Annotated in this window: 18 protein-coding genes; 3 read left to right on the top strand and 15 right to left on the bottom strand. The window is 63.4% G+C overall.

The window, feature by feature from the left end:
• Positions 1 to 229: 229 nt before the first annotated feature.
• The 6 genes from iolB to CGZ66_RS08075 all read right to left on the bottom strand — a co-directional run bounded on the left by iolB (position 230) and on the right by CGZ66_RS08075 (position 7,122).
• Positions 230 to 1,042: a 5-deoxy-glucuronate isomerase gene (gene iolB, locus CGZ66_RS08100; protein ID WP_095083280.1), complete on the bottom strand. Its 813-nt coding sequence runs from the start codon at positions 1,040 to 1,042 to the stop codon at positions 230 to 232.
• Positions 1,043 to 1,046: 4 nt separating this feature from the next.
• Entirely contained in the window at positions 1,047 to 1,265 is a 219-nt protein-coding gene (locus tag CGZ66_RS08095) for a hypothetical protein (protein WP_095083278.1), read from the bottom strand.
• 61 nt (positions 1,266 to 1,326) lie between these two features.
• A complete protein-coding gene (gene iolE, locus CGZ66_RS08090; RefSeq protein ID WP_095083276.1) occupies positions 1,327 to 2,244 on the bottom strand; it encodes a myo-inosose-2 dehydratase in 918 nt (305 codons plus the stop codon).
• A gap of 72 nt (positions 2,245 to 2,316) precedes the next feature.
• Positions 2,317 to 4,167, bottom strand: a complete 1,851-nt coding sequence (iolD, locus tag CGZ66_RS08085; RefSeq protein WP_095084321.1) for a 3D-(3,5/4)-trihydroxycyclohexane-1,2-dione acylhydrolase (decyclizing) — start codon at positions 4,165 to 4,167, stop codon at positions 2,317 to 2,319.
• Between the two features lie 34 nt (positions 4,168 to 4,201).
• Positions 4,202 to 6,136 carry a bifunctional 5-dehydro-2-deoxygluconokinase/5-dehydro-2-deoxyphosphogluconate aldolase gene (locus CGZ66_RS08080; RefSeq protein ID WP_095083274.1) on the bottom strand — a complete coding sequence of 645 codons (1,935 nt, stop codon included), beginning with the start codon at positions 6,134 to 6,136 and terminating at the stop codon, positions 4,202 to 4,204.
• Between the two features lie 140 nt (positions 6,137 to 6,276).
• Positions 6,277 to 7,122 (bottom strand): MurR/RpiR family transcriptional regulator, encoded by an 846-nt coding sequence (locus CGZ66_RS08075; RefSeq protein ID WP_167392076.1) that lies wholly within the window; start codon positions 7,120 to 7,122, stop codon positions 6,277 to 6,279.
• Positions 7,123 to 7,276: 154 nt separating this feature from the next.
• On the opposite strand from CGZ66_RS08075, the gene CGZ66_RS08070 reads away from it, so the two are divergent.
• On the top strand, positions 7,277 to 8,386 hold the full coding sequence (locus CGZ66_RS08070; protein WP_095083270.1) for a Gfo/Idh/MocA family protein: 1,110 nt from the start codon (positions 7,277 to 7,279) through the stop codon (positions 8,384 to 8,386).
• A 21-nt stretch (positions 8,387 to 8,407) separates the two neighbouring features.
• On the opposite strand, the gene CGZ66_RS08065 is transcribed toward CGZ66_RS08070, so the two are convergent.
• Positions 8,408 to 9,112, bottom strand: coding sequence for a helix-turn-helix transcriptional regulator (locus CGZ66_RS08065; RefSeq protein WP_095083268.1), 705 nt, complete (start codon positions 9,110 to 9,112; stop codon positions 8,408 to 8,410).
• 127 nt (positions 9,113 to 9,239) lie between these two features.
• On the opposite strand from CGZ66_RS08065, the gene CGZ66_RS08060 reads away from it, so the two are divergent.
• A complete protein-coding gene (locus CGZ66_RS08060) occupies positions 9,240 to 9,875 on the top strand; it encodes a LysE family translocator (protein ID WP_095083266.1) in 636 nt (211 codons plus the stop codon).
• 45 nt (positions 9,876 to 9,920) lie between these two features.
• Here CGZ66_RS08060 and CGZ66_RS08055 read toward each other — a convergent pair whose 3' ends face one another.
• The 8 genes from CGZ66_RS08055 to CGZ66_RS08020 form a co-directional block, all read right to left on the bottom strand.
• Complete coding sequence (locus CGZ66_RS08055) at positions 9,921 to 11,012, bottom strand: 3-deoxy-7-phosphoheptulonate synthase (protein ID WP_095083264.1); 1,092 nt, start codon at positions 11,010 to 11,012, stop codon at positions 9,921 to 9,923.
• Positions 11,013 to 11,215: 203 nt separating this feature from the next.
• Positions 11,216 to 11,458, bottom strand: coding sequence for a hypothetical protein (locus CGZ66_RS08050; protein ID WP_095083262.1), 243 nt, complete (start codon positions 11,456 to 11,458; stop codon positions 11,216 to 11,218).
• A gap of 12 nt (positions 11,459 to 11,470) precedes the next feature.
• Complete coding sequence (locus tag CGZ66_RS08045) at positions 11,471 to 12,265, bottom strand: SDR family oxidoreductase (protein WP_095083260.1); 795 nt, start codon at positions 12,263 to 12,265, stop codon at positions 11,471 to 11,473.
• A 25-nt stretch (positions 12,266 to 12,290) separates the two neighbouring features.
• A complete protein-coding gene (gene iolG, locus CGZ66_RS08040) occupies positions 12,291 to 13,292 on the bottom strand; it encodes an inositol 2-dehydrogenase (protein WP_095084320.1) in 1,002 nt (333 codons plus the stop codon).
• Positions 13,293 to 13,404: 112 nt separating this feature from the next.
• Positions 13,405 to 14,172 (bottom strand): ATP-binding cassette domain-containing protein, encoded by a 768-nt coding sequence (locus tag CGZ66_RS08035; RefSeq protein WP_095083257.1) that lies wholly within the window; start codon positions 14,170 to 14,172, stop codon positions 13,405 to 13,407.
• A 2-nt stretch (positions 14,173 to 14,174) separates the two neighbouring features.
• On the bottom strand, positions 14,175 to 15,251 hold the full coding sequence (locus CGZ66_RS08030; RefSeq protein ID WP_095083255.1) for an ABC transporter permease: 1,077 nt from the start codon (positions 15,249 to 15,251) through the stop codon (positions 14,175 to 14,177).
• Between the two features lie 97 nt (positions 15,252 to 15,348).
• Complete coding sequence (locus CGZ66_RS08025) at positions 15,349 to 16,290, bottom strand: sugar ABC transporter substrate-binding protein (RefSeq protein ID WP_095083253.1); 942 nt, start codon at positions 16,288 to 16,290, stop codon at positions 15,349 to 15,351.
• A gap of 345 nt (positions 16,291 to 16,635) precedes the next feature.
• Positions 16,636 to 17,667 (bottom strand): LacI family DNA-binding transcriptional regulator, encoded by a 1,032-nt coding sequence (locus CGZ66_RS08020; RefSeq protein ID WP_095083250.1) that lies wholly within the window; start codon positions 17,665 to 17,667, stop codon positions 16,636 to 16,638.
• A 166-nt stretch (positions 17,668 to 17,833) separates the two neighbouring features.
• Here CGZ66_RS08020 and CGZ66_RS08015 point away from each other — a divergent pair, with 166 nt between their 5' ends.
• Entirely contained in the window at positions 17,834 to 18,922 is a 1,089-nt protein-coding gene (locus tag CGZ66_RS08015; protein ID WP_095083248.1) for a fatty acid desaturase family protein, read from the top strand.
• Positions 18,923 to 18,954 lie beyond the last annotated feature (32 nt).

Raw genomic sequence — 18,954 nt, 5'->3', positions numbered from 1 at the left:
GTTTGAAGAAATGCTGCGACGCGCTTTAAGTCTTGGTTTTTTCGCATGTCGTAATCCCAAAACCGCTGCTCACTTTTGGGCGACATGCACTGGCCCCGCTGCCATAGGCGATTTCCATGACGGATTGACGAAGCTTTGAAGGGTTTTCGAAGGCAAATCGCCCCGGCAGGTCCTTAGCCGACGATTTTTCCAAGCTGGACCAACAGCTTCACCCGAAACGTGCGACCGGTCAGGCCTTCATCAACCATTCGTGCTCGGGCGCGTTGTGGAATTTCCACGTCCGCTTCGGCCCGGCCATCACGTTGAGATAGTAGAGGTCGTAGCCATGGCAGGCGGCGCAGGGATGATAGCCCTTGGGCACCAGCACGACATCGCCATCCTCGATCGCCATGGCTTCGTCCAGCGCGCGATGACCGTTCTTGTCGGCGTCGGTGTAGACGCGCTGGAAGGCAAAGCCCTGCGGCGGGTTGAGGCGATGGTAATAGGTTTCCTCGAGATAGGATTCGGCCGGCAGATTGTCCTGGTCGTGCTTGTGCGGCGGGTAGCTCGACGTGTGGCCGCCGGGCGTGATGACCTCGACCACCAGCAATGAATCGGCCGGTTTGCCTTCCGGCAGGACGTTGGTGACATAGCGCGTGTTGGTGCCCTTGCCGCGCACCTCCTGGCCGAGATCCTCTGGTCTGATCACACGTACCGGCAGGCCACCGCCGAGGCCCGGTGCCGAGCAGACCGCGAGTTCGAGCTCCGTGTCTGCCGTAACCGACCAGTCCGACCCTTCGGGTATGTAGACCGACCAGGGTTTGCCCTCGAACGGCGACATGCGCTCGCCGAGCAGGCCGAGGTCCTTGCCGCCGGCTGTCGCTTTGCCCTTGCCGGTGACGAACACCAGGCAGACTTCGCGATCGTCCGTTTTTCCAGCAGCGCTCTCGCCGGGCTTCAGCCGATGCAGGTCGAAACCGACATAGGTCCAGCCGGCGGTTTTCGGCGTCACATGGGCGACGCGGCCATGGCCCTTGTCGGCCTTCACCAGCAGTTTCGACATCCGGTTACTCCTTCGGTTCGGCCTCGGCCGTTGTCTTGCTCTCGTCGGCCGGCTTGTAGAGATAGAAGAACTGCCACACGGCGTAACCGGCGAAGCCGAGCGCGATCACGCCCCAGAACGGCGTGCCGGTGGCGAATTCGATGATCGACCAGATGACGCAGACCGCGACGACGGCGACTCGCCGCCACAAAGGCCGGAAAAACGGATGCTCGGAATCTTTCATCCGGCCAACCTACAGCAACCCGGCTTCGCCGAGAACCAGCGCGTCGGGCATTGGCAAAGCCCTAGGCATTGGGAAAGCCCTGCGTCTCGACCGTATAGCCGGCCGCCGTCATCACCCGCATCAATTCCTTGTGGCCCACCTCAGCCATCTTGAGCGGCGGGTTCTTCTTCGGATCTTGCTCGGCCTCGACCACGAACCAGCCCTCGTAGCCATGGTCCGCGAACCGCTGCACGATGGCGCCGAAATCCAGCGAGCCGTCACCCGGCACCGTGAAGGCCCCGAGCGCCACGGCGTCGAGGAAAGATTGCTTGGTGCGGTCGAGCTTGTCGATGACGCCCATGCGCACGTCCTTCACATGCACATGGCTGATGCGCGCATAGTGGTTGTCGATGGCGCGCAGGACGTCGCCGCCGGCAAAGGCCAGGTGCCCCGCATCGACCAGCAGCGGTATGCCGGCTCCGGAATACTTCATGAAGGCATCGAGTTCCGGTTCGGTCTCGACGACCGCCGCCATGTGATGGTGATAGGAAAGCGGCATGCCCTGTTCGGCGCACCATTCGCCAAATTTGGTGAGGCGTTTCGCATAGACCTTCATCTCGTCGTCGGAGAGCTTCGGCTTGGTTGCGAGCGGCTTCGAGCGGTCGCCTTGGATCGAGCGGCCGACCTCGCCATAGACGATACAAGGCGCGTTCACCGCCTTGAACAGATCGATCATCGGCTGGATGCGATCCTTGTTCTTGCCCATGTCCTCATCGACCAGTGTGCCCGAGAACCAGCCGCCGCAAAGCGTCACGTCGGCCGCCTTCAGGATCGGCAGCATGACATCGGGATCGTTGGGAAACCGCCGGCCCATCTCCATGCCGGTGAAACCGGCCGAGCGCGACTGGCGCAAACACTCTTCCAGCGACACATCATCGCTGAGTTCCGCAAGATCGTCGTTCCACCACGCAATGGGGGACATGCCCAGTTTGGCTTTCAAGTCGTCACTCCAGTTTTCAGTTCGTGCCCACCCTCCCCGCGAAGGGAAAGGTGGGATTTGCCGGCGTTGGCATCAATCGCCAATGGTCTGCATCTGCCGTTTTTCGTCATAGGCCTTGCGCGCCGCGTTCACCTGGGCACGCGCCGAGACCTCCGGCACCGCAACATCCCACCAATGGCCGCCGGCATCGGTCGAAACCAGCGGGTCGGTGTCGATGACCAGCACGGTGGTGCGGTTGTTCTTCCTTGCCTTTTCCAGGGCGTTTTCCAGCCCGGCGATCGACGGCACTTTCTCGGCAATCGCCCCCATGCTCGCCGCATGCGCGGCGAAGTCGATATCGGGCAGGATTTCGTGGCGCGAGTCCTTCAGGAGATTGTTGAAGTTGGCGCCGCCGGTCGCCATCTGCAGCCGGTTGATGCAGCCATAGCCGCGGTTGTCGAGCAGCACGACGGTCAGCTTGAGGCCGAGCATCACCGAGGTGGCGATCTCGGAATTCAGCATCAGATAGGAGCCGTCGCCGATCATGACGACGATCTCCTCGTCCGGCTTCGCCATCTTGGTGCCAAGCCCGCCGGCAATCTCGTAGCCCATGGTCGAAAAGCCGTATTCGGCGTGGTAGGAGCCGGGCGCGCCAGCTTGCCACAGCTTGTGCAGTTCGCCGGGCAGGCCGCCGGCGGCATGCAGCAGGGTTACGCCAGAGCCCATCGCGCGCTGCACGGCGCCGATGACCTGAGCGTCGGAAGGATAGGCGGCGTTGGTCGACGCCGTCACCTTGGCCGCCTCGACCTGCCAGGCCTTCTTGCCGGCCACCGCATTGTCGGTCCAGCCTGCCGGCGCTTTCCAGTCCTTCAGCGCCGCGCCGAGTTCGGCCAGCCCCTCAGCCGCATCAGCGACCAGCGGCAGCGCCCGGTGCTTGCCGGCGTCGAAGGGCTGCACGTTCAAGCCGATGATGGTCTTGCCGGAGTTCTTGAACAGCGCCCACGAGCCGGTGGTGAAATCCTGCAGCCGCGTGCCGATGGCCAGCACGACATCGGCTTCCTCCGCCAGCCGGTTGGCGGCCGAGGTGCCGGTGACGCCGACCGCCGCCATGTTGAGCGGATGATTGTCCGGCAGGGAGGATTTTCCGCCTTGCGTCTCGCAGACCGGGATGCCGGCGCCCTGCACGAATTTCCCCAGTTCGTCCGAAGCCTGCGAATACAGCACACCGCCGCCGGCGATCACCAGCGGCTTCTTCGCCCCCTTGAGTGTTGCCACCGCCGCGGCAAGCTCGTGGCGGTCCGGCCGCGGCCGGCGCTGGTGCCAGACGCGCTCGGCAAAGAAGCTCTCGGGATAGTCATAGGCCTCGGCCTGCACGTCCTGGCAAAGCGACAGCGTCACTGGGCCGCAATCGGCCGGATCGGTCAGCACCTGCATGGCGCGGCCGAGCGCCGGGATGATCTGTTCCGGTCGCGTGATGCGGTCGAAATACCGCGACACCGGACGGAAGCAGTCATTGACCGTCGCCGTGCCGTCGGAGAAATCCTCGGCCTGCTGCAGCACCGGATCGGGAATGCGGTTGGCGAAGACATCGCCGGGCAGAAAAAGCACCGGCAGCCGGTTGACGTGGGCCAGTGCCGCAGCCGTCACCATGTTGAGCGCGCCGGGGCCGATCGACGAGGTCGCCGCCATGAAGCGGCGGCGGAAATTGGCCTTGGCATAGGCGATCGCCGCATGCGCCATCGCCTGTTCGTTGTGGGCGCGGAAGGTCGCCAGGTCGTCGCGCACCTGATAGAGCGCTTCGCCGATGCCGGCGACATTGCCATGGCCAAAGATCGCCCAGACACCGCCGAAGATCGGGACTTTCTTGCCGTCGATCTCGGTCATCTGCCTGCTGAGAAAGCGGGTCAGCGCCTGCGCCATCGTCAGGCGGATTGTCTTGCTCATGGTGTTTTCCTCCGCAGTCCTATGCCGCGCCTTCTTATGCTGCTTTGCGGCCGCGCGCGGCAAGCCACGCTTCGGTCAACTGTTCGAAGCGCGAGGCCATGTCGGCGATCGCCTCGTCATCCGACATCTTGCCGGCCAGCCATTGTTCGGCCGCGTGGACGAAGATGGTGCGGCCGACGGCAAACCCCTTGACGATGGGCGCCTTGGCGGTTGCGGCAAAAGCCGCTTCCAGCTCGTCCTGCGGCGCTTCCAGGCCAAGCAGCACGACGCCCCGGCACCATGGATCATGCTTCAGGATCACCGCTTCGATCTTTGCCCACGCCGCTGCCGAAGCCTGTGGTTCGAGCTTCCACCAGTCGGGCTTGATACCGAGCGCATAGAGTTCCTCCAGCGCGCGCGGGATCGTCGTGTCGTCGAGCTTGCCGTGTTTTCCGGCGATGATCTCGACCAGCAATTCCCTACCGACCTTGCGTGCGGCCTCGAACAGCGCGCGCAGCTTCTGCTGCTGCTCTTCCTTGAGCGCCGCTGGATCGTCAGGATGATAGAAGCACAGGCACTTGATGCAGTGATCGACCGGCCATTCGACGAGCTGCGAGCCGATGTCCTGCGAGAACTCGAAGCGTAGAGGGCGCGATCCCGGCAATTCGACGGGCCGCCCGAGCCAGGCGAAGGGATGGCGGGCGAATTCGAACATCGCCTCACGGCCATGCTTCTCGTCGATCAGCATGCCGTAGCCGTCACGGCCGGCGGCGACCTTCGCCGCCGCCTTGACCGCCAGAACCTTGAAATCGCGGATGCGTGCGGGATCGGCACCGGCCTTCGCCGCCACATCCTCGAGCTGCACGCGATGATCGCAGGCGAGCGCCATCAGCGAGGGAACATCGCGGCGACGGGTGGTAGCCCAATGGATGTGATTGATAGCCTCGTCCTTGCGCAAGGCGAGATGCTTGCTGCCGTTCTTGAGGAAGAACTGTAACTCCTCGAAGGTCGGATATTCCGGCGCGCACAGCAGGCGCGACACGGCGAAGGCGCCGCAAGCATTGGCCCAGGTCGCCGCCGTCGCATGGTCTTCGCCGCCCAGCCAGCCGCGCAGGAAGCCGGACATGAAAGCGTCACCGGCGCCGAGCACATTGTAGATCTCGATCGGAAAGCCCTTGCCGACGACGCCGTCCTCGAGATCGTCGCTGATCGGCCCGTCATAGACGATGCAGCCCATGGCGCCCCGCTTCAGAACGATGGTCGCTCCGGACAGCGAGCGGATCGTCTTCAAGGCGCTCAGGCAATGATCGGCACCCGACGCGATCATGATCTCTTCTTCGGTGCCGACGATCAGGTCGCAATCGGGCAGTACCGTCTTCAACTGGGCCGAGACCCTGTCTGATTTCACATAACGCTCGAACCCTTCGGCATGGCCGGCCAGACCCCAGAGGTTCGGCCGATAGTCGATGTCGAACACCACCTTGCCGCCCTTGGCCTTGATGATGCGGATTGCCTTGCGCTGGGCGGCATCGCTGTTGGGACGGGAAAAATGCGTGCCGGTGACGACGATGGATCGCGCCGAGGCGATGAAGGCCTCGTCGATGTCTTCCGGCGCCAGCGCCATGTCGGCGCAGTCTGAGCGGTAGAAGATCATCGGCGACACGCCTTCATCCTCGACCGACAGCAGCACCAATGCGGTCAGCCGCTCCTTGTCGGTCTTCAGTCCGTCGACGCAGACGCCTTCGCGCGTCAGCTGTTCGCGGATGAAGCGGCCCATCTGCTCGTCGCCGACGCGGGTGAGCAAGGCCGAGCGCAGGCCGAGCCTCGCCGTGCCGACCGAGATGTTGGCCGGGCAGCCGCCGACCGACTTGGCGAACGAGGTGATGTCCTCCAGCCGCGAGCCGATCTGCTGGCCGTAAAGGTCGACGGAAGCGCGACCGATAGTGATGACGTCGAGCGGCGCCTGTTTCGCGTCCACGGCTTCGCTCATTGGAACCTCCCATCGGCCTTGTTGTTTTGGGGTACACGCGCGAGCGGCAGCGTGGCGCCAGGAATATGAAATAATAATTCCAATCTATAGTCAATATGGAATGAGCATTCCCCGGTCTAAAATTGTCTTTGGGGTGCCTGCTAGGCCTTGCGCCTGCGGCCCGTGCTGCGCCGTTTTTCGCCGACGCCGACGGTCAGCGCCATGGCCAGCGCCATCGTCGCCGACAGCGAGCGGAAGCCGGCGAAATCGGCCTCGGCCACCTCGAACCAGATGCTGGCGAACTGGGCAAGCGGCGAAAACGAGCTGTCGGTGATGGCAACGATGGGCACGCCCTGTTCCGAAATGCTGCGCGCCTCCTCGATAGTGGCCGGCGCGTAGGGCGAGAAGCTGATGGCGATGACGGCGTCCGCCGGCGTGGCGAATGCGATCATCTCGGCGTTCAGCCCGGCGGCCGATTCGATCAGCTGGTTGCGGATCTTCAGCTTGCCAAGCGCATAGGCGATGTAGGACGCCACCGGATAGGAGCGGCGCTTGGCCAGCACGTAGATGGTCTCCGCCTTCGCCAGCAGGGAAATCGCGTCTTCCAGATGCGCGTCGTCCAGCGTGCGCGAAATGTCATTGAGCGAGGTGCTGGCGGCGGCGACGAAGCCGTCGAAGATCGCCCGGTGACCGGCGGCGCCCTCGGCCTTGGCACGCAACGCCTGCAGGCGTTCGTCATAGGACGAGTTGCGCTCGCGCAGCCGCTCGCGAAACACCTGCTGCAGGCTGGTGAAACCGTCGAAGCCAAGCTGCTGGGCAAAGCGGATCAGGGTCGACGGCTGCACGCCGGCCGAAGCGGCGATGCTGGCGGCGGTGCCGAAGGCGATGTCGTCGGGATTGTCGAGCGCGTAGGCGGCGATCTGGGCGATGCGCTTGGGCAGGCTTTCGCGCCGGTCCAGGATGGTGGCGCGCAGCGTCTCGAAGTCGCGAGGTACCCGTTCGTCCATCGTCGCTCTGTCCAGGCTCATCTATGGGTACCCTCTCTGCCCCATCATAGCGAGCCTGCGCAAGAACGCCATAAAAAATGAGGCAGACATTCCATTCCAAGAGAAAATGGACTAATTCATCCATCCAACGCTTCAGGCAGTGGAGAAATCGAAAATGGTCGGCGTCGGTCTCATCGGCACGGGTTTCATGGGCAAGTGTCACGCCATCGCATGGAGTGCCGTCGGCGCCGTCTTTCCCGATGTGCCCAAACCCCGGCTCGTCCATCTCGGCGAGGTCAATGAGGACCTCGCCGAGCGTAAGGCCGGTGAGTTCGGCTTCGCCAAGGCATCCGGCGACTGGCGCGCCGTCGTCAACGACCCGGATGTCGATATCGTCTCGCTGACCACGCCCAACCAGTTCCATCCGGAGATGGCCGTCGCCATCCTCGAGGCCGGCAAGCATCTGTGGTGCGAAAAGCCTATGGCGCCGAGCTTCGCCGAGGCCGAAGCCATGGCGGCGGCGGCGAAGAAGTCGGGCAAGGTCGCCGCCCTCGGCTACAACTACATCCAGAGCCCGGCCATCCGCCACATCGGCGCGCTTCTCGACGAGAAGGTCATCGGCGAGGTGAACCATCTGCGCATCGAGATGGACGAGGACTTCATGGCCGACCCGGAGGCGCTGTTCTTCTGGAAGCACGAAGCGGCTTCCGGATATGGCGCGCTCGACGATTTCGCCGTGCATCCGCTGTCGCTGGTCTCCGCCCTGTTCGGCCGCGTCGCGAGCGTCATCTGCGACATGGCCAAGCCCTATGCCGACCGCAAGCTCGCCGCCGGCGGCCGCCGCGCCGTCGAGACCTACGACATCGCCAGCGTGCTGATGCATCTGGAAAACGGCATTGCCGGCACGCTGCTGGTCAACCGCTCGGCCTGGGGCCGCAAGGGTCGCATCGCCATCCAGATATTCGGCTCGAAGGGATCGATCCTGTTCGACCAGGAGCGGATGAACGAACTCCAGCTCTACCTCACCGCCGATCGTCCGACCGAGCAGGGTTATCGCACCATTCTGGTGGCGCCGCACCACAAGCCCTACGACGCCTTCCTGCCGGCGCCCGGCCATGGCCTCGGCTTCAACGATCTCAAGATCATAGAGTGCCACGAACTGTTGACGCGGCTGGCCGGCAAGCCGGCGCGGATCATTGAGTTCGCCGAAGGGCTGGAGATCGAGCGCACCGTGCATGCGATGGCGCGCTCGTTCGACGAAAAGCGCTGGGTCGATGTGAGATAGTCCGCTTCGCGATGAATCGCCTCAGTTGCTTGCGGCATGGGCGGCGTTCGTCTCCCACCCGTTCACCCACACCTGCCGCAAGCGATCGCCTTCGCCCTTGAACCGCAGGCCCGTCGCCTGGCAATCCTCGATGCGGTCGCTGCGGAAATTGCGGATGGCCTGGCGCAACTCGCACCAGGCGACGATGTTGGCGGTTTCCGCGTAATAGATCAGTGCGATCGGGCGGATGAGGCGCTCGGAGGCGCGGCCGAGCTCGTCGCGATAGGACAGGTCGAGCTTCTCCTCGTCGCGGATGGCGCGACGCACCAGCGCCAGGTCGACCGCGCCGACCGAGGGCGCGGCGAATCCCCACGCATGCAACGCATTGGCGTCGAAAGTCTGGCGCAACGGCGGCGGCACCGCGCCGGCGATCTTGGCGCTGACACGCTTGGCCGCCTGCTTGAGTTCGCTGTCACCCGTGCGCTCCAGCAGCGCCAGCGACAGAACGATCGCCTCCATCTCCTCGATCGAAAACATCAGCGGCGGCAGGTCGAAGCCGGGGCGCAGGATGTAGCCGATGCCGCGCCCGCCCTCGATAGGCACGCGCATCGCCTGAAGTGCGGCAATATCGCGATAGACGGAGCGCACCGTCACTTCCAGCTTTTCAGCCATCATGGCCGCCGTCACCGGCTGCCGCGCCAGCCTCACGATCTGGATGATCTCGAACAGTCGCGATGCCTTGCGCATTTCCTCACCCGCTCCGATCACAACTGACACTACATCGTCAGTAGGGCTGACCTATACGACTGCCTATCGAATTGAAAATCAACACATTCCTCAGCGGCTTCGCCGGGTGAGGCGACAGGCAACTGACATGGACTATGCGGATAATCTCTGGCTGTTCTTCCTCCTGCTGTTCGGCATCATCATCGTGCCAGGCATGGACATGCTTTTCGTGCTTGCCAATGCGCTGACCGGTGGCGGCAACAGAGGCCTTGCCGCCACAGGCGGCATCATGCTGGGCGGCATGGTGCACACGCTGAACGGCGCCGTCGGCGTCGGCCTGCTGATGCATTTCGTGCCGATCCTTTACAATCCGCTGCTGATCGCCGGCGCCGCCTACATGGCTTTCATCGGCCTGACGCTGATGCGCAGTTCGATCAGGGTCGGCGACGGGGGGCCTGCCGGCAGCCGCTCCGCATGGAAGGCATTTCGCCAGGGGCTGGTGATCTGCCTGATCAATCCCAAAGCCTACCTCTTCGTCTTTGCGGTCTATCCGCAATTCCTCAAGCCGGCCTACGGCCCGATCTGGATGCAGGCGGCGATCATGGGATTGATGACGCTCGCCGTGCAGTTTGCCGTCTATGGCGGGCTCGCCGTCACCGCCGGGCGCAGCCGCAATCTCCTGGTCGCCAATCCCCGGGCGACCGCATTTGCTGGCCGGGCGGCCGGACTGCTCCTGGTTGCGGTGTCGGCACTGACCGCCTGGCAAGGTTTGAAGGCGGCGTGAATTCCAGGCCCGAGCCTGAAACACCGCCGCCTTATACCCGGCCTGTCAGGCTGCCCCTTGGCGGCTGTCGATCATGGCGCGGCGTGCCGAGCGCCGCCCCTCGACCGCGCCGGCAAGGCCGTGCAGCACCGTCTCGGTGGTCGCCCAGTCGATGCAGCCATCGGTGATGCTCTGGCCATAGACGAGCGGCTTGCCGGGCACGACGTCCTGCCGGCCGGCGACGAGGTTGCTCTCGATCATCAGGCCAATGATGCGCTCGTCGCCCGCCGCCACCTGGCCCGCCACGTCGGCCGCGACCTTGGGCTGGTTCTCCGGCTTCTTGGCCGAGTTGGCGTGGCTGACATCGATCATCAGCCGAGGTACGACGCCGATGCGGGCGAGTTCGACCGAGGCCGCCTCGACGCTCGCCGCGTCATAGTTGGGCTGAACGCCGCCGCGCAGGATGACATGGCAGTCCTCATTGCCGGTGGTCGTCGCGATGCCGCTGCGTCCGCCCTTGGTCACTGCCATGAAATGATGTGGCTGGGCGGCCGATTTCACCGCCTCCGCGGCGATCCGCAGATTGCCGTCGGTGCCGTTCTTGAAGCCGACCGGGCAGGACAGGCCCGATGCCAGCTCGCGGTGGATCTGGCTCTCGGTCGTGCGCGCGCCGATGGCGCCCCAGGCGACGAGGTCGGCAATGTATTGCGGCGTGGTCATGTCGAGGAATTCGGTCGCCGCCGGCAGGCCGAGATTGTTGACGGCGGAGAGCACGTTGCGCGCCATCCGCAGCCCCTTGTCGATGTTGAAGCTGCCGTCGAGGTCGGGATCGTTGATCAGGCCCTTCCAGCCGACCGTCGTGCGCGGCTTCTCGAAATAGACCCGCATCACGATCTCGAGCCGGTCAGACAGGGTCTCGCGCAGCGCCGCCAGACGGCTGGCATAATCGACGGCCGCGACCGGATCGTGGATCGAACAGGGACCGACGATGACGAGCAGTCGATCGTCGGTCCCGTTCAAAATGGCGTGGGTTGCATTGCGTGACGCGGCAACGGTGCGCGTCGCCGTCAGCGTGCGCGGGATCTCCCGCATCACCTGGTCCGGCGTACTCAGTTCCCTGATTTGCTTGACCCGAAGGTCATCTGTGGTGGTCAACACGGCTTTCTGCTCCTGATTGGGAGACCTGCCGGCTGAAACAAAAAAGCCGCCAGGTCTGGCGGCTGTTCGGATTTTGATGCTGCAATCTTCAGATCGAGCGCAATCCTCCCGCCGCCAGCGAGCTCCTAAAGTACCAATACGTGGCGGTCAGGTTGATCATGAGGCTCATATAGTCGAAGCGGAGGCGCTTGTCACGTCCCCCCTCAATTTGAAATGTGCTCGTGGCCCTGCGGAAACCAGATGCCGCGTCGAAACCAGTTGGCTCCGCCCATATTGGGCACGACGTGATTTTGGTCGAGATCGTTCATGTCCTTGATGATCTCGATGCTGACAATTTTCTCGGCGGACCCGAAGGCAAGCACGAAGAGTTCCTGCGCATCGGCTTCCGACCGGGCGGTGATGGCGACACCAAGATGGCCGCTTAGCGTGATCCAATATGGATGCATCGAACCGAGATTCTACTCGCCGATCACCCCGGCAATGTTCTGGTCGTAGTCGACCAGCGACCCGGTCATGACGCCGGCCTGCGGGCTGATCATATAGCTGATCAGCCGGGCGAGCTGCGCCGGCTTGACCAGTTGGCCCATCGGCTGCGCGGCCTCGGCCTTCTCCAGCCAGTCGTCCGGAGCGTCGTGCCATTTCTTCTGCACGATCGCCTCACCCTCGGTGTCCATCCAGCCGGGCAGCACGGCGTTGCAGCGGATGCGGTTCTTTCGATAGGAGCTGGCGACATTCTTGGTCAGCGTCATCAGCGCGCCCTTGCTGGTCGAATAGGGCGTCAGGAAGGACTGGCCGGCATGCGCCGACATCGACAGCACGTTGACGATCGAACCCGGCGCCTTGCGCTCCAAGAGGTGGGCGACCAGCCCCTGCATCAGGAAGAAGGGTCCACGCACATTGGTGTCGAAGATCTGGTCGAAAAGCTCTTCGCTCGTCTCGACCAGCGAACCGCGTGCCGACGTCGCTGCGGCATTGACCAGGGCGTTGATGGTGCCGAAATGCGAGATTGCGGTCGCGACCGCGCGCTTGCAGTCGGCGACCTTCGAGACGTCGGCGCTGATGAAGATCGCGTCGACGCCCGATTTCTTGAAATGGGCAACGGCCTTGTCGCCCTTCTCCTGCGAGCGGCCGATCAGCGCCAGAGCCCGGCAGCCCTCGTCGGCCAGCGCCTCCGCGACGGCAAAGCCGATGCCTTGCGCACCGCCGGTGACGATGGCGCGTGTTTCATGATTGCGACCGGCTGATGTACTCATCGCTGGGCTCCTGTACCTGCTGTTCTTACTTTGCCGTGTCGAGACGGATGGTCTTGCCCGATGTAGCCGACTTCAGCGCCGCATCGGCAAGTTTCAGCGCCACGAGCCCGTCGGCGCCGCTTGGCGTCGCCTTCTTGCCTGACGTCGCGGCTGCGATGAAGGCAGCGATCTCGTTGGCATAGGCGTCGAGGTAGCGGGTCATGAAGAAATCATGCAGCGGCGGGCGCGTATAGCCCTTCTCGTTGGCCAGCTCGATCGAGACCGGGCGCTGGTTCTCGGCCGCGATCATGCCTTTCGAACCATGCACCTCGATGCGCTGGTCATAGCCATAGGTGGCACGGCGCGAGTTGGAGATGACGGCCTGCTTGCCGGAAGCGGTTTCTAGGATGACGCTGACGCTATCGTAGTCGCCAGCTTCGCCGATCTTCTTGTCGACCAGCACCGAGGCGTGCGCGCTGACCGCCACCGGCTCTTCGCCGAGCAGGAAGCGCGCCATGTCGAAATCATGGATGGTCATATCGCGAAAAATGCCGCCCGAGCGCTTGATGTAGTCGATCGGCGGCGCACCCGGATCGCGCGAGGTGATGGTCACCATCTCGACGGTGCCGATGGCGCCGTCGTCGATCGCCTTGCGCACGGCGGCGAAATGCGGGTCGAAGCGCCTGTTGAAGCCGACCATCAGCGTTGCCTTGGCCTTCTCGACCACGGCCAGGCACTTCTCGACGCGCTTGACGTCGAGGTCGATCGGCTTCTCGCAGAAGATCGCCTTGCCGGCCTTGGCGAAACGCTCGATCAAATCGGCATGGGTGTCGGTCGGCGTGCAGATGACGACGGCGTCGATGTCCTTGGACTTCTCGATGGCGTCGATGCTGCGCACCTCGGCGCCATAGGCCGTCGCCAGCTCAGTCGCCGCCTTCTCGAAGGCGTCGGCGACGGCAACCAGTTTGGCCTGCGGGTTTGAGCCGACGGCGCGGGCGTGGACCTTGCCGATGCGGCCGGCACCGAGGAGGGCGAAGCGGAGTACCATGGAATGTCCTTTGAGGATGGTTCGAAGCAAGGCGCCGGTCATGGGCGCGGGTGATGTTCCGGTCAAGACGACATCGACAGGAAGGCGGTGACCACCGCCTCCGTGCCCGGCCCTAGGCCGCGAGTTCCGCCTCACCGGTCTTGGCCCCGGTAATGTAGGAGACGATATCGTTTCCGTCGGTGTCCTGCTTGCGCAGGTTGGCGACGATGCGGCCGCGGCGGAAGACGACGATGCGGTCGCAAAGGTCGAACACCTGGCGCATGTTGTGGCTGATCAGGATCAGCGGCTCGCCATTGTCCTTCAGCGTGCGGATGATATTTTCGACCTGTGCGGTCTCCTGCACGCCAAGGGCTGCCGTCGGCTCATCCATAATGATCAGCTTGGAGGCAAAGGTGGCGGTCCGGGCGATCGCCACGCACTGACGCTGGCCGCCCGACATGTGGCGGATGGTGTTGGACAGATTGGGGATCTTCACCGCGGTGCGGACCAGTGCCGCCTCGGTCGCCTTGCGCATGTATTTGCGGTCCAGGATCGAGAACGGCCCGAGATTGAACAGCACCTTTTCGCGCCCGAGGAACAGGTTCGACGGCACGTCGAGGTCGTCGGCCAGCGCCAGGTTCTGGAACACCGTTTCGATGCCCGCCTCGCGCGCCGCGATCGGCCCGGTGAAGTTCACCTCCTTGCCGTCGAACCAGATCTTGCCGTCGGTGCGTTGCTCGACGGCGGTGATCTGGCGCACGAAGGTCGACTTGCCGGCGCCGTTGTCGCCCATGATGGCGACGTGTTCGCCCTTGCGCAGCTCGAAGTTAGCGCCTTCCAGCGCATGCACGCCGCCATAGCGCTTGGTCAGGTTTTCGGTCTTCAGGACGATGTCTGCCATGATCAAGCCCTCATTGCCCTAAGGCGTTGACGCCACTGGTCGAGAACGACTGCGCCGACGATGATCACACCCTTGACCATCTCCTGGTAGTAGGCGTCGAGGCGCAGGAAGGTGAAGCCGGAGATGATGACGCCGAAGATCAGCGAGCCGATCACCGTGCCGACGATCGAGCCGCGGCCGCCCGACAAGGAGACGCCGCCGATCACCGCCATGGCGATCGCGTCGAGTTCGTACATCACGCCCATGCCCGACTGTGCAGTGAGATTCTTGGAGCTCAGCACCACGGCGGCGAGCGCGGCGAGCACGCCGGCGATGACGTAGACGAGGATCTTGTGGTTGGCGATCTTGATGCCGGACATGCGCGCGGCGTCCTCGTTGGAGCCGATCGCGTAACAGTGCTTGCCGTACCGCGTGTAGGTCATGATTAGCTGGAACAGCACCGCCAGCGACAGGAAGATGATGACCGGCATCAGGCCTTTGCCGATTGCCGCGAAACTGTCGGTGGGAAACGAGATCGGCTGTCCCTTGGACCACCATTTGGCGATGCCGCGCGCCGTCACCATCATGCCGAGCGTGGCGATGAACGGCGGAATGCGCGTGTAGGCGATCAAGGCGCCGTTGACCAGGCCGGCGAACAACCCGCAACTGATGGCGACCAGCAACGGCACGATGACAGGCAGGTCGGTCCAGCCTTGCGCGAGGAACATCGCCTTGGGGTTGGGATTGCCATTGACGGTCGCCACCTGGGCAAAACTCATGGCGATCATTGCGGTCGCGCCGACGATTGAACCCGAGGACAGGTCGATGCCGCCGGTGATGATCACTTGCGTCACGCCGATGGCGATGATGCCGACGATCGACACCTGCAGGATGATGATCTGCAGGCGTGCCTCGTTGAAGATCCCGCTGACGTCGCTGCGGGTGTTGAACAGGAAGCTGTCGCCGAGGAAGATCCGGCCGATCAGTTCGAAGACGACGACGAGGATGACAAGCGCCAGGAAAACGTTGATTTCGGCAGGCCACGCGCGCTTCTTCGCGTCGTAGCCGACCCCGCCGACGCCATGAGATGTCTGTGCCAAATCTTTTATCCTCCGTCAGCCGCGGTCGCCCCTCGCTGCCTTGCCGGCGCTGAGGGAAGGGGAGCGGCGCTGACGCGCCGCTCCGTATGCCCGTTGCTCAGTTCTTCTTCAGGAACTTGTCGATGTTCGCAGGCGTCACCAGCTGGAAGGGGACGTAGACCTTGTGTTCGACCTTCTCGCCCTTGGACAGTTTCAACGCCGCGTCCAATGCGCCCGCGCCCTGGCCGGCCGCGTCCTGGAACACGGTTGCGTCAAGGTCGCCCGCCTGCATCGCTGCAAGCGCGTCCTGGGTGGCATCGACGCCGCCGACCACGACCGACTTCATGTCGATGTTGGCGGCCTTCATCGCCTGGATGGCGCCGATGGCGCTCTCGTCATTGTTGGCGATGACGCCATCGAACGGCTTACCGGTCGACAGCCAGTTGGTCATCAGGTTCTGGGCCTCGTCGCGGTTCCAGTTCGACGTCTGCTTGTCGATGATCTTGATGAAGCTGCAATCCGGCGTGGCGATCACCTCTTCAATATCCTTGGTGCGCTGCACGGCGGCCTGGTTGGACAACTCGCCCATGATCACATAGACATTGGCTTCCTTCTTGCCGGCTTCCTTGAACAGGCGGCAGACTTCCTTGGTCTCGAGCGTGCCGGAATCGGCCTCGTTCGAAGCGACGAAGGCCTGGTTTTCCGGCAGCTTGTCGACATTGACCGGTTCGCGGTTGACGTAGACCAGTGGGATCTTGGCGGCCGCCGCGGCGTCCGACATTGCCTGCGTGGCCGAGGTGTCGACCGGATTGACGATGATCGCGTCGACGCCGGAGGCGGCGAAGTTCTTGATCTGGTCAAGCTGCTTGGCGACGTCGTTCTGCGCGTCCTCGACCTGCAGCTCCACGCCACTCATGCCCTTGGCCTGCTCGATCATGCCGTTGCGCAGCACGGTCAGGAAGTTGTCGTCGAACTTGGCCATCGATACGCCGACCTTGGCGGCCATGGCGGATGAACTCATCAGCGCCGCGAAAGCGACGCCCAAAATCAGTTTCTTCATTGTGTTTCTCCTCCACATATTGGTGTCCGGTTGCACCGATCTATCCGGAATCCCCGATCTCCCCGGGGAATCTCTCCCGATGTCATTTCAGTCCCGGGTGACGTTTCCCGTTTGCTGGAACGCCAAACCCTCTGTTTGAAACAGATGTTCCGGAACGAAAGAACCAAAATATATAGCTGGTGAAATATTTATTCCATTTTGCCTCCGGACGTCAAGGGAGATTCCAAAACCGGATGCGCGAATTTCAGATGACGGGCGCCTGCCGCCTGTCTCCAGCCCGACGATCAGCCGAGGCTTTCGCAAGCATCGTCAAAGGCACCTCGGCCGAACCCGAAGGTCGAGACCTTAGATGTTCTCGGGCAGGTAGATGTCGAACGGCAGGAAGGTCTGGCCCGGCGCGTTCGCTGCACCCGTTTCGATGGCATGCGCCATCAGGTCGACCAGCTCGCGGCAAAGCGCTGCCAGCGGCGTCGAGATCACCATCGTCAGGACGCCGTCCGCCAGGGCGGAACGCGATACGGCCGTGATCTCGTTGCAGATGACCGCGGGCATTTCGGCCGGCTTTGCTTGCCTGAGCGCGGCGACCGCGCCTTCCATGCCGCCGCCGGCGACATAGCAGCCGACGAGATCGGGGTGGCGGCCGAGCAGGTCGAGCAGCGTGTCCTGCGTGATCTGGTTGGCTTCCAGGTTGACCAATGTCTCAAGCAAGGTGAATTCCGGCGCCTGCTCGCGAAAGAAGGAGCGAAAGCCGATCTCGCGCAGCTCATGGCCATGGAAGCGATGGCTGCCGACGAACAGCGCGACCTTGCCCGGCCGTTTGGCGGCCTTCGAAATCATCCAGGCGGCGGTGCGGCCGACCTTGCGGTTGTCGAGGCCGACATAGCCTTCGCGAATGCCGGCGGCGAAGTCGGACAGCAGGGAAAACACCGGCAGCCCTTTCGCCTTCATCTCCTCGACGGCAACCGTCAGCGTCGGGTGATCCGGCCCGACCAAGGCGACGGCCCTGCATTTGGCCGCCAGCCTGCGCGCGCGTTCGACGATTTCATCGGGGGCCAGCGAGTCCGCGAAGTCGATGATGGCGACACCGCGGAAACGCGGCGACCGCGACACGGCGAGTTCGAGCTCGCGGGCGAACTCGCTGTAGAAGACATAATTGCCCTTGAGCAGCAGGAAACCCAGCCGGTACTCCGGCAATTCATGGCGCATCCGCTGCTTGATCAGGCCGGCCGCGTGATAGCCGATTTCGGTTGCCGCCTCGTAGACGCGGCGCGCCGTGTCCTCGCGCACCGGCAGGCGGCTGTTGAGCACACGGTCCACGGTGGCAACGCTGACGCCGGAAATGCGCGCCAGATCGGTGATGGTCGGCCGTTTTGCCATGCTTGCCTCATCGGATTGCTTGGCCCCGTCTTACATCATTCTGATAGGAAATGATAGAAACTATCTTTGTGATGTTGAGTCTATCATGCGTCGGCGCTATTTTCAGCCTCGAAGCGTAGGAATATCGGGCATTCGCCTGGCGAATGCCCTGCCGAGGGAGGCAACCATGTCCACAGCGCCGTCCCGGCGTGACTACAGCCTGATCGGCCGCGACGCCAAGCTCGCCGTCGAGACCGGCCTGTCGGCGGCCGAGTGGTATCACACCGACATCCCCCGCAAGCAGATGAAGGAGTTGATGCAGCGCTCCGACGGACCGGCGATCCGCGATACCATCATCTGGCTCGCCGCCCTGATCCTCAGCGGCGCCGGCGCCGCCTGGTTCTGGGGCACATGGTGGTGCGTGCCGTTCTTCTTCGTCTACGGCGTGCTCTACGGCTCATCCACCGATTCACGCTGGCATGAATGCGGCCACGGCACCGCCTTCCGGACGCAGTGGATGAATGATGTGGTCTACCAGATCGCCTGCTTCATGATCATGCGCAATCCGGTGACCTGGCGCTGGAGCCACACGCGCCACCACACCGACACCATCATCGTCGGCCGTGATCCGGAAATCTCGGTCATGCGGCCACCGGACCTGATTCGCGTCGTCCTTGCCTTTGTCGGTGTGCTCGATGCCTGGCATGCGATGAGCGATATGCTGCGCAACGCGGCCGGCAACATCAGCGCGGCCGAAAAGACCTTCATTCCGGAGCAGGAGCAGCCAAGGGCGATCCGCTTCGCCCGCATCTGGACGGCGATCTATGCCACCACCATCGCACTGGCGCTCTATACCGGTTCGTTCTTGCCCTTGATGCTGGTCGGCCTGCCCAGGCTCTATGGCGCCTGGCATCACGTCATGGTCGGGCTGTTGCAGCATGGCGGCCTGGCCGACAACGTTACCGACCACCGCCTCAACAGCCGCACCGTCTACATGAACCCGATCAGCCGATTCATCTATTGGAACATGAACTACCATGTCGAGCATCACATGTTTCCGATGGTGCCCTACCACGCGCTGCCGAAGCTGCATGAACTGATCAAGCACGATTTGCCCGTTCCGACGCCGTCGATCCTGGCCGGCTATCGCGAGATGATCCCGGCCTTCCTGCGCCAATTGCGCAACGAAGACTATTTCCTCAAGCGCGTGCTGCCGCCCACCGCCAGGCCATATCGCGAGGAATTCCACAACGATGCCGTCGCGGCGGCCGAGTGATCGTGCAGCTATCCGATTTCCACGGGAGGACT

The sequence above is a fragment of the Mesorhizobium sophorae genome (assembly GCF_002270415.1).
GTDB lineage: Bacteria > Pseudomonadota > Alphaproteobacteria > Rhizobiales > Rhizobiaceae > Mesorhizobium > Mesorhizobium sophorae.
The sequence above is the reverse complement of the archived record's forward strand: the minus strand, read 5'-3'. Positions and strand labels throughout refer to the sequence as shown.

Coding starts and splice junctions, on each gene's coding strand:
- iolB (WP_095083280.1), bottom strand. CDS start 1,042: ATGTCGAAACTGCTGGTGAAGGCCGACAAGGGCCATGGCCGCGTCGCC.
- CGZ66_RS08095 (WP_095083278.1), bottom strand. CDS start 1,265: ATGAAAGATTCCGAGCATCCGTTTTTCCGGCCTTTGTGGCGGCGAGTC.
- iolD (WP_095084321.1), bottom strand. CDS start 4,167: ATGAGCAAGACAATCCGCCTGACGATGGCGCAGGCGCTGACCCGCTTT.
- CGZ66_RS08080 (WP_095083274.1), bottom strand. CDS start 6,136: ATGAGCGAAGCCGTGGACGCGAAACAGGCGCCGCTCGACGTCATCACT.
- CGZ66_RS08075 (WP_167392076.1), bottom strand. CDS start 7,122: ATGGACGAACGGGTACCTCGCGACTTCGAGACGCTGCGCGCCACCATC.
- CGZ66_RS08070 (WP_095083270.1), top strand. CDS start 7,277: ATGGTCGGCGTCGGTCTCATCGGCACGGGTTTCATGGGCAAGTGTCAC.
- CGZ66_RS08065 (WP_095083268.1), bottom strand. CDS start 9,112: ATGCGCAAGGCATCGCGACTGTTCGAGATCATCCAGATCGTGAGGCTG.
- CGZ66_RS08060 (WP_095083266.1), top strand. CDS start 9,240: ATGGACTATGCGGATAATCTCTGGCTGTTCTTCCTCCTGCTGTTCGGC.
- CGZ66_RS08050 (WP_095083262.1), bottom strand. CDS start 11,458: ATGCATCCATATTGGATCACGCTAAGCGGCCATCTTGGTGTCGCCATC.
- CGZ66_RS08045 (WP_095083260.1), bottom strand. CDS start 12,265: ATGAGTACATCAGCCGGTCGCAATCATGAAACACGCGCCATCGTCACC.
- iolG (WP_095084320.1), bottom strand. CDS start 13,292: ATGGTACTCCGCTTCGCCCTCCTCGGTGCCGGCCGCATCGGCAAGGTC.
- CGZ66_RS08035 (WP_095083257.1), bottom strand. CDS start 14,172: ATGGCAGACATCGTCCTGAAGACCGAAAACCTGACCAAGCGCTATGGC.
- CGZ66_RS08025 (WP_095083253.1), bottom strand. CDS start 16,290: ATGAAGAAACTGATTTTGGGCGTCGCTTTCGCGGCGCTGATGAGTTCA.
- CGZ66_RS08020 (WP_095083250.1), bottom strand. CDS start 17,667: ATGGCAAAACGGCCGACCATCACCGATCTGGCGCGCATTTCCGGCGTC.
- CGZ66_RS08015 (WP_095083248.1), top strand. CDS start 17,834: ATGTCCACAGCGCCGTCCCGGCGTGACTACAGCCTGATCGGCCGCGAC.